11 protein-coding genes, 1 tRNA gene and 1 pseudogene are annotated in these 14,264 nt (G+C 69.0%); 6 read left to right on the top strand and 7 right to left on the bottom strand.

Annotated features, from left to right (window positions below):
• Positions 1 to 234: 234 nt before the first annotated feature.
• Complete coding sequence (locus C8D87_RS37355; protein ID WP_112230702.1) at positions 235 to 1,143, bottom strand: cation diffusion facilitator family transporter; 909 nt, start codon at positions 1,141 to 1,143, stop codon at positions 235 to 237.
• Between the two features lie 202 nt (positions 1,144 to 1,345).
• Here C8D87_RS37355 and C8D87_RS37350 point away from each other — a divergent pair, with 202 nt between their 5' ends.
• From C8D87_RS37350 to C8D87_RS37330, 5 genes are all read left to right on the top strand, one after another.
• Positions 1,346 to 1,879, top strand: coding sequence for a YbaB/EbfC family nucleoid-associated protein (locus C8D87_RS37350; RefSeq protein WP_170154842.1), 534 nt, complete (start codon positions 1,346 to 1,348; stop codon positions 1,877 to 1,879).
• Positions 1,876 to 2,175 (top strand): hypothetical protein, encoded by a 300-nt coding sequence (locus C8D87_RS37345; protein ID WP_109634740.1) that lies wholly within the window; start codon positions 1,876 to 1,878, stop codon positions 2,173 to 2,175. Before C8D87_RS37350 ends, C8D87_RS37345 begins: the two co-directional genes overlap by 4 nt.
• Complete coding sequence (locus tag C8D87_RS37340) at positions 2,172 to 3,218, top strand: hypothetical protein (RefSeq protein WP_146231472.1); 1,047 nt, start codon at positions 2,172 to 2,174, stop codon at positions 3,216 to 3,218. Before C8D87_RS37345 ends, C8D87_RS37340 begins: the two co-directional genes overlap by 4 nt.
• The gene (locus tag C8D87_RS37335) at positions 3,218 to 3,697 is read left to right on the top strand and encodes a DUF6346 domain-containing protein (RefSeq protein WP_112230698.1); all 480 of its coding nucleotides are present in this window, start codon (positions 3,218 to 3,220) and stop codon (positions 3,695 to 3,697) included. Before C8D87_RS37340 ends, C8D87_RS37335 begins: the two co-directional genes overlap by 1 nt.
• A gap of 255 nt (positions 3,698 to 3,952) precedes the next feature.
• Positions 3,953 to 4,024 (top strand) — tRNA-Arg (locus C8D87_RS37330).
• Between the two features lie 1,050 nt (positions 4,025 to 5,074).
• On the opposite strand, the gene C8D87_RS37325 is transcribed toward C8D87_RS37330, so the two are convergent.
• Positions 5,075 to 7,945 (bottom strand): ATP-binding protein, encoded by a 2,871-nt coding sequence (locus C8D87_RS37325; RefSeq protein ID WP_233442478.1) that lies wholly within the window; start codon positions 7,943 to 7,945, stop codon positions 5,075 to 5,077.
• Positions 7,946 to 8,299: 354 nt separating this feature from the next.
• Here C8D87_RS37325 and C8D87_RS37320 point away from each other — a divergent pair, with 354 nt between their 5' ends.
• On the top strand, positions 8,300 to 9,223 hold the full coding sequence (locus tag C8D87_RS37320; protein ID WP_170166729.1) for a ribosome-inactivating family protein: 924 nt from the start codon (positions 8,300 to 8,302) through the stop codon (positions 9,221 to 9,223).
• Between the two features lie 145 nt (positions 9,224 to 9,368).
• Here C8D87_RS37320 and C8D87_RS49360 read toward each other — a convergent pair.
• The 5 genes and pseudogenes from C8D87_RS49360 to C8D87_RS37290 form a co-directional block, all read right to left on the bottom strand.
• Positions 9,369 to 9,471 (bottom strand): annotated as a pseudogene (locus tag C8D87_RS49360) (IS5-like element IS4811 family transposase); the annotation flags it as partial.
• Positions 9,472 to 9,514: 43 nt separating this feature from the next.
• Positions 9,515 to 9,778 carry a transposase gene (locus C8D87_RS37310; RefSeq protein ID WP_233442477.1) on the bottom strand — a complete coding sequence of 88 codons (264 nt, stop codon included), beginning with the start codon at positions 9,776 to 9,778 and terminating at the stop codon, positions 9,515 to 9,517.
• Positions 9,779 to 10,904: 1,126 nt separating this feature from the next.
• Positions 10,905 to 12,167 carry an SGNH/GDSL hydrolase family protein gene (locus tag C8D87_RS37300; protein ID WP_112230688.1) on the bottom strand — a complete coding sequence of 421 codons (1,263 nt, stop codon included), beginning with the start codon at positions 12,165 to 12,167 and terminating at the stop codon, positions 10,905 to 10,907.
• A 43-nt stretch (positions 12,168 to 12,210) separates the two neighbouring features.
• Complete coding sequence (locus tag C8D87_RS37295; RefSeq protein ID WP_112230686.1) at positions 12,211 to 12,711, bottom strand: DUF1772 domain-containing protein; 501 nt, start codon at positions 12,709 to 12,711, stop codon at positions 12,211 to 12,213.
• A 40-nt stretch (positions 12,712 to 12,751) separates the two neighbouring features.
• Complete coding sequence (locus C8D87_RS37290; protein WP_112230684.1) at positions 12,752 to 14,260, bottom strand: amidohydrolase family protein; 1,509 nt, start codon at positions 14,258 to 14,260, stop codon at positions 12,752 to 12,754.
• Positions 14,261 to 14,264: the final 4 nt, after the last annotated feature.

The following is a 14,264-nucleotide window of genomic DNA, read 5'->3' as shown; positions in this document are numbered from 1 at the left end:
GAAAGGCCGCGTTCCGTCACGGGACGCGGCTTTTCTCGTTCACCTGAACGGATCTATCCCGTCGGACATACTTCGATGAGATCTTGGCAATTCATCGCTGTGACTGGGGAGGCTCTTGTGGTGCCGTTCGAGCGAGGCCGCATCTGGGTGACCGTGCCGCAACCTCGCACCGAGGCCGTTCCGTCACGAACCGGGGCCCCGTCCACTAAGGACGGATTCCGCGACCTGCCTGCCTCACCAGGAAAGCTCCCGGCACCGCTGCGCTGACGAGCCGCCCTCGACCTGCAACGTGGCGTGCTCGATGTGGTACTTGGTCGCCAGCAACGACTGCGCCGCCTTGAGCACGTTCTCGTGATCCGCGTCCTTCGCGGTGGTGAGGTGCGCCGAAGCCACCTCCATGCCACTGGTGAGCGTCCACACGTGCAGGTCGTGCGCCTCCGCAACCCCGGGCAGCGCCGTCAGCGCCTTCTGCATCTCGGTCACGTCCAACCGCTCGGGCGCGTGCTGGAACAGGATGTGCAGCGCGTTCTTGGCCAGGCTGTACGTCCGCGGCAACACCCACACGCCGATCAGCACACCCATGATCGGGTCCGCGTACTTCCACCCCAGCGTCAGCGTGACGAGGGCGGAGATGAGCACGCCCACCGACCCGATCAGGTCCGCGAGCACCTCCAGGTACGCACCCTTGACGTTGATGCTGTCCTTGGCGCCTTCCCGGAGAACGCTGAAGCTGACGAGGTTGGCGCCGAGGCCGAGCGCCGCCGCGATGAGCACCGGCCAGCCCGGCACCGCGGGCGGATCCTGGAACCGCCCGATCGCCTCGTAGATCACGTAACCCGCGACACCGAACAGCAGCACCGCGTTGGCCAACGCCGCGAGCACCTCGGCCCGGTAGAACCCGAACGTCCGGTTCTTCCCCGCCCTGGCCCGGCGCGCCACCATGATCGCGGCCAGCGCCATGCCCACACCCAGCACGTCCGTGAGCATGTGCGCGGCGTCGGAGATCAGCGCCAGGGACGACGTCGCAAAGCCCACCACGAACTCGACCACCATGAACACCGCGCCGATGCCGAACGCGATCCACAGCTTGCCGGCGTGCTGCCCGCTCCCCGACGCCGTTCCGTGCCCGTGCCCGTGACCCATGCCAGGAACATATAGCGACATGCGCATGAGTGCAATCGGTGCACCTGAATTCGTCTGGCCAGCGGTGATGCACCTCACGGCCACCTCGCCTCGCGTCAATCGCCGCGACTGATCAGCCGATTGTCCCGTTGGCCAGTGCGGAGCAACGCGATCCACTAATCTCCGGTGGCGTTCAGCACGAGATGCAATCCTGGGGGAACGCGTGTTCGATCCCGAACAGCTGCTCAGCCAGTACGAAGGCAAGCTCGCCGAGGCTCAGGCCAGGAGCGACGCCATCCGCGAGAACCTCGCGAACATGCGCATCACCGAGCGCAGTCCGGACGGGCAGATCACCGTGACCGTGAACGACGCGGGCAACCTCGTCGGCCTGGAACTCGGCCAGGCCTTGCAGCGCAAGGACAGCGCGTCCGTCGCGCAGGACATCATGCGCACCGTGCAGGCCGCGCAGAGCCGTGTCGCGACCACGGTTCAGGAGGCGATGTCGCCGTTGATGGGTGCCGACTCCGAGGCCATGCACCTGATGATGGACAAGCTGCGCAGCGCCCAGCCGCCGCCCCCGCCGCAGTACGTGCCGGGCGGTGGCGGATACGGCTCGTCCGAGCCGCGTCTGGGAGCCATCGAGGACGACACCCCACCGCCCCCTCCCCCGCCGCAGTCGACCCGCCCGCCGCAGCCGCCCCGGCGCCGCCCGGTCGAGGATGACGACGACTTCAGCAACGGGGGCTTCCTCCGATGAACTACCGCATCAACATCGACGAGATGCAGAGCCACGCCGGTCGGCTGAACGAGATCGGAGGGCGCATCAACACCGCCATGAGCGCGGCCGACACGACATCGAACCCCGAGGCGTTCGGCCTGCTCGGCATCCCGCTCGCGGCACTCTGCGCCGCAGCGCAGTACGGGGCGATGAACAGCCTCAAAGAGGCGGCCGAGGCCGCGCTCGACCACCACAAGCGCGTCCTGGACTGGCGTGAGGACGTCAAGAACAACGAAGAGATGCAGACCAACCGCTTCAAGGGAGGTGCGTTTTGAGCACGCCGAGCATGGGGCCCGCCTTGGCCACGGCCCCGAACCCGCTGGTCCGCAAGGGCGAAGACACCCCGGCCACCGAGGGCGCCGGCCTGTTCCACGACGTCACCGAAGCGGTCAAGGGCTTCTCAGACGGCAACTGGGCGGAGGGCCTGCTCAACCTCGCCAGCGCCGCCGGCGACATCGCCACCGCTCTCACCGACCCGCTCGCGTACCTGTTCAGCGCGGGCTTCGGCTGGCTGATGGAGCACGTCAGCTTCCTCAAGGAACCACTCGACTGGCTGACCGGCGACCAGACCGCGCTGGACGGCATGGCGAAGACCTGGCAGTCGGTCGGAAGCTACCTCGACGAGGTCCAGGCCGACCTGAAGGACACCGTCAACAAGGACGCGGGCCAGTGGCAGGGTGACGATTCGACGCAGTACCGCACGTTCGGCACCGACCGCGCGGACACTTACGGCGCCATCGGCACCGCCGCCAGCGGCATGGGAATCCTGATCACCATCTGCCGCACGATCCTCAAGGTCGTCCGCGACATCGTTCGCGACCTGATCTCCGAGGCGATCGGCAAACTGATCAGCATCTGCCTGCGCTGGGCCCCGGCCGTCGCGGCGCTCGGCGCGGGCATCGCCGGTGCCATCGCCGAGTGCGTGCCCACCGCGGTGAAGTACGCGCAGAAGTGCATCGAGTGGTGCCGCAAGCTCACCAAAGCGTTCAGCAAGGCGGGCGGCCTGTTCAAGAAGCTGGACGACGTGCTCGCCAACGCCAGCACGAACCTCGCCAAGCGCGGCGACGACTTCGTGACCGTGCTCAAGCGGGGCGCGGACGCCGACATCGCCCGCGCGATGAAGGACTTCAACTTCGTCGACATGATGAAGGATGCGGGAGCGGGAGCGAAGAAGGTCGTCGTCGACGGAGTCACCGGCCTCCCGAAGGACATCGGCCCCGCGATGGCCGAGGAATTCCGCAAGGAGGGCGCGAAGATCGTGGACAACCGCGGCTGGAAGACGTGGCGCGAGCTGAAGGAAGAGGAAGAAAAGGGCTGATGAAGGCACTCCACCGGATCGTCGCCTTCCTGCTCGTTCCCGCACTCGGCTACCTGCTCGGCGCCACGATCTTCAACCACTTCTGGGACGAGGTCGAGCCCGGCGACCCGGCGAAGGCGAAGCTGGTCGCGGTGGCGAAGTCCTGCGAACGCCACGGCCCGGTGGCACCTCGGGGATTCGGCTTCTACTACAGGTGTCAGACCGAGGTCCGCTCCCAGCCGAGCGGAAACGTCACCAAGTGGACCGTGACCGGCTGGCTGGAACCCTCGGACATCGGCAAGGAGTACGCCGTCCACACCGCGAGGCGGGGCACGGAGCTGACGCCGGACGTGCGATCGCAGGTCTTCCTGGGCTGGTTGTCGACGTTCGTCTTCGCGATCGCCTTCCTGTTCGTGTTCGTCAAGATCGCCGGCCCTGCGATGCCCGAGGGGCGCCGCAAACGCCGGATGCCCACGCGTTACGAGCCGCCGGCGACGTAAACCCACCGTCCTATGCGGTCGAGTGCGACTCCGTCCATGCTCCACTGTGTCGCAGACCACACCTGGCGACGGGGTGACGAGCATCGAGGCCATCCGGCGCACCTCCGCTCGCCCAGAGCCACCGCTCTTGGGCGACGGAGTCTGAATACGCAGATCAAGACGCCTGTGAGGCGCCTGCCGGCTGCCTCTCGAACACACGGACCTGCCGGTCGAAACCAGGTTTCCGCCGTGCGCTATGCTTCCCACGTAGCTACGGCCCCCGTAGCTCAGGGGATAGAGCACCGCCCTCCGGAGGCGGGTGCGCAGGTTCGAATCCTGCCGGGGGCACACAAAACATGGGCAACATCAACAACCGGGCGGCTGGTACTCGAAGACACCTACCAGGTGTGAGTACCAGCCGCTTTGGCTAGTGGCGACCCATCCGGCTGGTCGGCCCCCACTCCGACGGGCCTAGCCCGTTGAGACGGCACTGCCTCGTGATCGCCGACCATCGGCCCGAGTTCATTCCGCCTCACCGGCTCGTCGACCAGCGTGTGATCGCGCCGTCGGCTGCCTAGACAGCCAACAGCCACGCAATCGGCGGTCCCCTCCGAGTACCCGCATCGCGGCATAGACGGACGTTGGTTCGACGGACTCGAGCTGACGCAAGAGTGCGTGGTGGACGCAGCGGAGTCCATGGCCTTCATCCGCCGACAGCGCACCTGACGGGCCGCGCGAGCGCACAGGTTCGAGCCCTGGGTACCTACCCACATGAAGTTTCAGATGAACCCCCAGGACACACAGAAAACGCAGGTCAGCGCGCACATAAGGGGTTCCGCTGGTGCAGAGCCGTCTCCTGCCGGGGGCACCAAAGGCGATGGGCGATCTGTGTTCGCGGAGGGCGCGAACCGGGTCGCCTTTGGGCGTTTTCTGGGGGCCGAGCCCCCAGACCCCACGCCGGGGCAAGCCCCCGGACCCACGTAGGTGGCCCGGGCCCTTCAGGTGCCCCCTCGGTGGCCCAGCCCTCCAGGCACCCCTGTGGTGGCCGACCGTCGGCCAGGCTCGTTCCGACTCGCCGTCTCGTTGACTACTTGATCTCGCGCTGCCGACTGGCCACACAGGCCCCAGCCGCTCAGGCTGAAGCCTCCGAATGCCCGCATCGCAGCGGCAGCTGCACGATCGCCGCTCGAGCGTCTACCCGCTGCGGTGGCCCGACTTCTCCGCGGTGTGGGAGCGCTCTCCACGCTGCGGGCGGCCCTGTTGGTGGTAGTTGTGCGCTCGATGATCAGGAGTTGGTGGTACTTGCACACGCCTGCACCGCCAAGAAGGCGCGAACATCAAGATCAGCCTGGCCCGTGTTCGCCGACCAGGCGGCGGTGCGACACCAGCGTGCCGTGCTCAAGATCCGTGGCTGTCGGAGTTCGACAGGCCGGCTTGGATGTCCTTCCGCTCGGTGCCCAGTTTCGTCAGGACGCGGGCCACGTGCTTCTCCACCGTGCTCAGGGACAGGAACAGCGTCTGGGCGATGTCGTGGTTGGTGGCGCCGCCCGCGAGCAGCTCGGCGACCTCCTGTTCACGGGGCGACAGCTCGTTTCCGTAGCCGCGGCGTCCCGGTCGCCGCAACGCCTCGACGCCGAGTTCGCGCAGGCGGTGCTGGCAGCGCGCGGCATCGCCGGTCGCGCCGAGTTCGGTGTAGCCGCGCAGGGCGTCGGTCAGGTGCGCGGCCGCGTGGTCGTGACCGGCGCGGGCCAGGGCGTCGCCCCGGCGTTCGGCGGCCTTGGCCACCTTGTAGGGTCGGCCGATCTCCTGCCACCTGCGCTGTGCCTCGGCGAAGTGCTCGGCGGCACGCGCCGGCTCGGTGGCGCGTACCAGCAGTCCCCTGGCCAGCTCCAGCTCGGCCAAGGTGGCCGGTGCGTCGCGTTCGCGCACACCGGACTCGGTCTCCGTCACGAGTTGTTCGGCCTGCGCGCGGTGCCCGCTGGCCAACGCGGCCTCGACCGCGACCGCGACCAGGTCCACGGTGATCGCCCAGGACCTGAGCCCTCGCAGCGTCGACAGCGCGGGTTCGGCGATCGCCCACGCGCCGTGGGGATCGTCCTGGGCCAGCCGAACCGCGGTGAGGGCCGCGGCGATCCGCATGCTGACCGCCGCCGAACACATGGCGCCGCTGTGCGCCTCGGCGGCGGTGAAGTGCTCCAGGGCCTGGGAGTGGCGCCCGGTGGCCAGGGCGAGGTGTCCTTGGCACAGGGCTCGATTGACGTCGATCTGTTTCACGTCGGGGTAGGCACGCCCCAACGCCGCGTAATCGTCGTCAATCCTCGCCCAGCGCCCGGCCAGCCAGTCGATGTGCAGCCCTGCGGCGCGGATGAAGTACTCGAACCGTCCACGGTCCGAGCGATCGAGCAGGTCCTGGGCTTCACGCAGCAGATCGCGGGCCCGCCGGTCGTGGCCGAGCTGGATGGCTATGTCGGTGAGGTTGCCCAGGGCGTATGAGATCTGGCTCAGTACCGCGCCGTCGTCGCCGCGCCGCGGCAGCCGGTCCACCAGCGGCCAGACGGCGGGATCACCGTCCACGGCCATCAACAGCAGCCGGGTGAAGTGGACCGCCATCCGGCTCGCCTCGTCGGCGCTGTCCCGAACGGCCTGTTCGGCCCGGCCGAGCCACGTCCACCCGTGTGCGGCGGCGCCGTCCCGGTCGTTGAGTGCCAGTGTGATCATCGCCCGGCAGGCCCTGTCCGGCAGGGTGGCCAACTCGTCGACGGCGCGTTCGAGCTCGCGGAAACCGGCCACGTCAGCGCCGATGTTGAGCATGACGAGGCCGAGCCCCAGCCGGATCTCGCCCAGAGTGGTGTCCGGCAACCGGCGATCGGCCAGCACGGCCCGCAGCTCGCGCACGGTCGCGGCGTAGTCGACGCCGTAGTTGACGATCCGGGCGAGCGTGAGCGCGGCTCGGGAACGCCGCTCGGTGCCCACTCCGGACTGGTCCAGGATCTGGTGCAGCAGGGTGGCCGCGGTGCCGGTGTCGCCCAGCGCGACAGCCTGCTCGGCCGCCTGCTCGACGCGATCGAGCCAGCCCTGGCGATCGCCCGCGGCCAGCGTGTGGTGCGCGATCTGCACCAGCGGGACCGGGTCGTGGTGCTGGAGCTCGTCGATGGCACGCCGGTGCAGGCGGGTTCGCCGCGGCCCGAGGATGTGCCGGTAGGCGACCTGCTGGGCCAGCACGTGCCGGAAGCCGTATCGGCCGGCGTCGATCTCACGCAGCACCGACGCCCGCAACGCGTCGATCAGCCCCTCGGCGGCCTGGTCGCTGTCGAGTCCCGCGACATCGGCCAGCAGCGCCTCGGTGGCGGGCACGGCCAGCACGGCCGCCGCGTCCACGATCGCCACCCCGGCCCGCGACAACAAGGCCAGCCGCTCAGTGACCGCCTCCCGCAGGCTGCTGGGCGCCTCGGCCCGCTCCAGCTCGTGCACGTCGCGGCGCCCCTGGTCCCGCAGCGTGATCAGATCTTCCTCCGCGACCAGCGGCAAGCCCTCACTGCGGCGGTGCAGCGCCGCGCACAGCTCAGGCGTGGCCTGGCCGCCGAGTGCGGCGCCGGCCAGCTCCGCCACCTCGGTCTCGGTCAGCGGCGGCAGCCGGATCACCGTGCCACTGGCACCGGGTGGCGGACGGTAGGCCGCGCCCAGGACCGCGGCCCCAGGCAGGTCCTCGGCCCGGTAGGTCAGCACCAGGGCGAACTGATCGGACAGGTCGCGGGCGAGCAGCAGGAGCAGCTCACGGGTTGCGTCGTCGACCCAGTGCAGGTCCTCGACGACCATGACCACTCGACCGACCGACGCCACCACCGAGCGCACGGCCTGGAACAGCTGATGGCGGGCCGCGCTCGGCCCCTGCGGTGGGGACGGCGCCGGCGGCAGGCGGTCGGCCAGGTCGGGCAGCAGCGCAGCCAGCGCGCCGGCTGACGCCGGAAGACTGGTGCCGGCCAGCCACGGACCGATCTTGCCGAGCGCGTCCACCACCGGTCCGTACGGCAGGGGCTCGCGTAGCGGGTGGCAGAAACCGGTGATCACCGGCCACCCCTCGGCCCTCAGGGCCGCGGTGGCCTCGCGCACCAGCCGGGACTTCCCCATGCCGGCGTCACCCTCGACCATCACTACGGCCGGTGGCTGCCGGACGGCGGTGAGCAGCCGGCCGAGTTCGTCGCGGCGCCCGACGAACGCGAACCCTCGTCCGAGGCCCGCCGCACCACGCTGGTCAGCCACCTCAGCCACCGCCACCACCGTCCTTTCCGGACGATCCGGCTCAACCGGTCGCGCCTCGGCGGTCGGCCGGCGTCCAGCCGGTCCAGCAACCTCCATCTTATCGAGACCGCCCCCACTCAATGCGTCCCCCATTGTTTCGGTCCACCGCGGGCCTGCATCGTCGGTGTCGTCCACAAGCACCACTCGCGGACGCTTCCAGAGACCGAAACCCGCCGTCGCAGCCACCGACGGCAGGTAACCGCGCGCCTTGGCGTAGGCCGACCACGCCGGGTGCACAAACACACCGACTAATGCGAGGTCACAGGCATGTCAACTACCACTGTCATGGGCGTTTCCGAACAGATGCCGACACACGGTCGGGACGTGGGCGCGCGACGGCGCGTCGGCCGTCGACGCCGTCGCGCGGCCGCAATCGCGGTGGCCGCGTTCTCGCTGGCGGTCGGGCTACTCGGTCCGCTCGGCAGCGCGCCGAGCGCGCACGCCGAGGACGGCAACCCCACCTTCCGGATCGGCGTGGGCGACTACACCCACGCGCGAGACGACTACTGGGGCTTCATCAACGGCGTCCGCGCGGCGGTGGACGAGGGCAGGGACAGGAGCGTGCCGGACACCAACGTGCCGGTCGACCACACCAACCCGTACAACCGGTACTACTTCCAGGTGGACATCCACGCCTGGGGTGGCGGCCCCAACGACTTCGTCCGGCTGCAGATCCGCCGATCCGACCTCTACGTCGTCGGCTGGTGGTCGAACGACAACTGGTACAACCGCGTCGAGCACGGCGACACGGCTCCCACCTCCCGCTGGCAGAACGGCGAGTTCCGAGGTGTCTACGGGATGCGTGACACCGCCTTCAACGGAGACTACGGCAGCCTGCAGAACGTGGCGGGCGCGTCGCGGTACGGCATGCACTTCAACAACAGCACGCTGAACGACGCGGTCTGGGCTCTCCTGAACGCCCGCGGTAACAACACCGCGCAGGCCCAGGCCCTGGGTGTGCTGAGGTTGGCGCAGTTCGTCTCGGAGGCGGCCCGCTTCCGGCCCATCTCGGACTTCATGGTCACCGCCGCGACGGGTGGCGACCTCGTGCTCGACGGCCGGATCGTCGACCTTCAGAACAACTGGGGCGCGCTGAGCGGCCGATTCAACTGGCTGCGCAGCACCAGGAACTCGGATGCCAACCCGATCCACGCGTACGGCCGCAACGAGCGGGGTGGGGTTTCCGAGTACGTCCTCTGGACGGCCGCCCTGTACGCGAACTACATCCTGAACACGGCGAAGGGCTGACGGACCCGTCGCGCACCACCCTGCGCGGTGCCAGGGCCGGATTCACGTCGGCCCTGGCACCGCCGCGTGCAACCCGACAGGGTGCCGGGTCCAGCCCCTGGTGGTGGCCGAACGCTCACGCCATCCAGGTGGTGGACCGCGCGGCTGTCCTGGTCAGCCGGCGGGGTCATCAGCGTGATCGCCGCCCAGGTCAACGCCGCCTCCGAGTGCTGCGGCAGCCGTGCGTGGTCGCGGCCGGTGTGACGGCGGTGAGGGCGAGTGTCGCGCCTTGAGCAGCCGCCCGAGGGCCGGTCAGGCGGTGGCGGTCGCACATCCGCTTGTGGTGCGGGCGATTCCGAGCACGGCGAGGCGTGCGAGGTTGGCGGCTGCGGCCAGGAGTGAGAAGTCGGCGGCGACTTTGAGCTGTCCGCGGACGCGAGCGCGGCGTCCGCCGTGGCGGCGGCGCATGAGGTGGCCGATCTTGCGTTCGACCTCGGGGCGGGTGGCGCGGTAGTCGGCCTTCCACTCCAGGTCGACTCGCCGGTCGCCTGCGCGGGAACGTTCGCCGCTCTGCACAGGTCAGCGTGCCACGCCGTTTGGTGATCGTTCTCCAGGCCGAGCTACCGGTCAGCGGCATGGACAACGTGGGCAGTGACGTCCAGGCGCCGCTCACGACCTGGAGTTGCCGGCCCACCGTCCCTTCTTCGGCGTGGTGAACCACTCCGCAGCGCACGGGCCAGGTCCTCGACCGACGCCCGTCCGCCGGGAAATCCAGACCGTCAGACCCGTCAAGTCGATCAGGGCCTCCTCGGCTCTCACCCCGTCATCCCAATTGAGGCACGAGGGGCTCCAGCCGCTGCGGATGCCACGGATGCCACGGATGCCACGGATGCCCAAGCGCAGAGTCCCCTTGAACGACAGGGCCATCGCGGAGATCCAGGGAACCGAGAAGCCAGGGAGTGCCGTCGTCATCTGCGTGCAACCAGCAGGCCGGTCCTGAAACCAGCGCGTTCAGCGACGCCGCGAAAGTGATTTCCGCTTCCGTTCGCTCACCGAGCTCACCTGCACCGGACTCGCCCTCGCGCTGCCGCCCACTCAATGTTCTCGACGATCATCAACCGACCCTGCCTTCGCCTAGATCGACGTCCTCCCGGCGTGGCAGACGTTGGTTCGACGGGCTCAAGCTGGCGCAAGAGTGCGTGGCGGACGCAGCGGAGTCCATGGCCCTTCATCCCCTGACAGCACACCTGACGGGCCACGCGAGCGCACAGGTTCGAGCCGTGGGTACCTGCCCACATGAAGTTCCAGATGAACCCCAAAGACACACAAAAACCACAGCGCAGAGCACACACAAGGGGTTCCGCTAGTGCAGAGCCGTCTCCTGCCGGGGGCACACAGAACATGGGCAACATCAACAGCCGAGCGGCTGGTACTCGAAGACACCTACCAGGTGTGAGTACCAGCCGTTTCGGTTGTTGATGACCTTCTCTGCGGCACGTGCTGCTCACCCGCACCGCGCCGCACCTGACCAGGGCGCTGCCGCAGACTGGTGAATCCGTGCCAGCTCTTGCCCGCCCCTGGCTTCACGAGTGGGTACCAGTCCCGAAGTCCTGGTCGTTCCAGCCTGTCTCTCTCCATCGAGTCGCGTCAGGCTGGTTACTCCTCGCCTGGGCTGACTGAGCCCGCAGCGTGGGCGGTTGCGTCAGCCGAGGTCGGGGATGGTGACGGCGTCCGCCATCGCGCGGTAGCCCGCGTCGTTGAGGTGCAGGTGGTCGCCGCTGTCGAAGGCGGGGTCGAGCTGGTGTGTGTCGGCGGACCAGGCGAGTGCGCGGTCGAAGTCGATCACCGCGTCGTACTCGTCGCTGGTGCGGATCCAGGTGTTGACCTCGTCCCGCTTGGCTTCGCTGAGCGGGGTGTAGTAGCGCGATCCCTTCATCGGCGGCATCGTGCCGCCGATGACCCGCAGACCCTTAGCGCGGGCTTGGCGGATCAGCTCGCGGTGTCCGGCGATGATCTCGGCGGCCGACACCTCGGTGTAGGGGGCGGCGAGGGGCTGGCGTGCCTCGCTCATGCCGATGTCGTTGATGCCTGCCAGCACGATGACCGTGCCGGCTCCGGGCCGGTCGAGGACGTCGCGGGGGAATCGGGTGGTGGCCTTGTGGCCGAGCCAGGCGGAGTCGACGGTCATCCGGTTGCCGCCGATGCCCTGGTTGAGCACGGCGCGCGGGTGTCCGGTGGCGGCCAGTCGTTCGGCGAGTTCGTCGGGGTAGCGGTTGTCCGCACCGGGGGTGGATCCGTAGCCGTCGGTGAGCGAGTCTCCGAACAGCACCACCCCGTCCCGGCCGCACGCCGCGCCGATGACGTCGACTCCGGCGAGGTAGTACCAGGACGCGGTGGATTCGGTGAACGCGGTGGCGCGCGTGTCCGTGGTGTGGTTCCCGGTGGCGCGGTAGCTCGTCGTCATCGCCTGGGCGTGGTAGGTCGCGGGTCCGGTCGGGGCGGCGAAGTACAGCGTGACCGTCACCGAGTCCAGCGCTTTGACGGGCAGAAGCGCCGGATCGCTTGCGAGTTCGGCGCCGGTCGGGATGGTGAACGTCGAGGCTCCGGCCACGGTCAGGCGACGAACCGAGCTGGGCCGTACGGCGGCACCGCCCGCATTGCGCGCGACAGTGGCGCTGGTGACGGTCAGTTGGGTGGTCCCGTAGGTGTTGGCGAGCCGGATTCGCACGGCCACGCCATCGAGACTGACTCGGGCCGACTGGCGCACGGTCTGGTTGGCGAAGCCCTGCTCGGACCAGTTGGGCGTGAAGTTGGCGCTCGGACGCTGCGGCGAGGCTGACCACGCTGCCGTCCAGCGGACCGCGGTAGCCGCTTCCGCGGGTGCCGCCGCGGCAGCTCCAGCGCCGGCGAGCGCCGCGGCGAGAGCCAGGATCGAGAGGGATGCCAGAGTTCTTACTGGACGCACGAACGATCTCCTGGTGAGTCTGAGTGGACTATCGGCTCGGTTGTCACGCCGCTGCGGGAAGCGCGTGCTCGCGTTCGGCCTGTCGGCTTCGCGTCACGAGGGTGGCGATGACGATGACGAGCACGAACGCGACGAGCGCGGTAAGGGTGCGCACGATGTTGAAGGTCTCCCATCGCTGGAGGTGCGGCGCGTAGTCGGCTGGCGGTGTGGTGACGGCCCATACCTTGATCTGGCCGTTGATCGGCACGTTGCCGAAGCGGGTGATCAGGAACGAGGCCACGACCAGTACGCCGGCCGCGCCGGACAGATACCGGTGTGTGCCGCGTGCCAGGACGGAGAGGACGAGCGAGCTCAGCGCGGCCAGCGCCATCGTGGTTTGCATGACGGGGCCGTTCATCTGCATGAGTGCCGAGTGGAAGGTGAGGCGCACGTCGAGCGGCACCACGTTGAACGTGGTGGCCACGTTGACCGCGCCGTAGCCGAAAGCGCCCGCGAGCAGGCCGGTCGACAGCAGCGCGAGCCCGGTGACGAGTCGGATCGGCATGGGAAGCTCCTCAGGTTTGGTTGTGTGGCAAGGAGAAAGCTCAGGACGTGGCTGGCTCGGCCGCTGCGGCGGCGATGTCGGCGAGCATGCGGGTGCGTTGCTCCGGGGAGATGACGCGTCCGCGGGTGAGGACGGTGTGGACGCGGGTGGTGTTGTGGATGTCGGCCAGCGGGTCGGCGTCCAACACCACCAGGTCGGCGAGCTTGCCCGGTTCGACGGTGCCGAGCGTGTCGTCCAGGCCGAGCATGCGTGCCGGTTCGATGGTCGCGGCCCGCAGCGCGTCGAGTGGTGAGAGTCCGGCGCGCACCAGCGTGGCGAGTTCGTCGTGCAGGCTGAATCCGGGGATGACGAAGGGCATGTCGCCGCTGTCGGTACCGGCGATGACCGGCACGTCGGCTCGGGCCAGCTCGCCCACGAACGCCAGCCGGTGATCGAGCAGGGCGTGGCGCTGGGCGGTTTCCTCCGGTGTCCAACCGCCTTTGACGATGTTCTCCAGCGCCCAGCGCCAGCCTTCGACCACTGCCACCGGCACGTACTTCAGTCGTTCGTCGTCCAGCGCGATCTCGTCCGGTCGGTCCAGCACCCGGTACACCGCGAGGGTGGGGACGATCCGGGTGCGGTTGCGGGCCAGCGTGGCGAACACGGCCGCTGCCTTCCTCGGGCTGTAACTGCCGGCGGCGTCCCATTCCAGCCGGTGGATCTCGTGCATCCAGGCGACGTAGTCACTCCGGCCGACCGTCAGCCCGGCGATCCGGGCGCGCAGTTCCTTCTCGCGGGCGGAGGTGTCGTACCAGGTCGAGTACAGGTGTTCGATGCTGTACTGGCCCACCGCGCTGGCCGTACTGAGCGGGACCGCGTCCGGGCAGTGCCCGGCGAACGGGATACGCTGCCAGCGCGCCTCCTCGGCGATCGCGCGGTGCAGGTTGGCGGGCAGCCGCGAGTACACCTTCACGAAGTCCGCGCCATCCCGTTTGGCTCGCCGGACCGCCTCGCGGGACTGTGCCTCGGTGGCGACCTCGACGAAGGCCGCCGGGTCGCCGATGGTCGGTGCGCCGTCGACGATCCGGCTCGCGATGACCGACCGCGGCCCCAACAACTCGCCGCGATCAACCCGGTCACGCCACTCGTGCAGCAGCGCCGAACCGGACATCTCCCGAACCGCCGTGATGCCGTTGACCAGGTACAGCGGCGGAGAAATCCGCTCGGCGGGAATGCTGTGCACGTGCGCGTCCCACAATCCGGGGATCACGAACTTCCCGGGCAGGTCCAAGATCGTCGCACCGGCCGGCACCCGAACCGCTTCGCGGCGTCCGACCGCGACGATGCGCTCCTCGTGGACGAGCACGGTCATATCGCGCCCAGGCGGGCACCCGGTGGCGTCGATCACCGTGACACCGGTCAGCGCGAGGACGCGTTCCCCTGCGGCCGCAGCAGCCCGGCCCAGGGGCACGGCCGCGGCGGCCGTCCCCGCGGCGACCATGACCGCACCCGCCCGCAGCACATCACGACGACCAACTCTACTGGTTAAATCTGACATGATGTCAAACATAACC

Source organism: Lentzea atacamensis, from assembly GCF_003269295.1.
In the GTDB taxonomy this organism is placed as follows: domain Bacteria; phylum Actinomycetota; class Actinomycetes; order Mycobacteriales; family Pseudonocardiaceae; genus Lentzea; species Lentzea atacamensis.
Note: the sequence above shows the minus strand (reverse complement) of the source record. Positions and strands in the feature narration are given on the sequence as shown.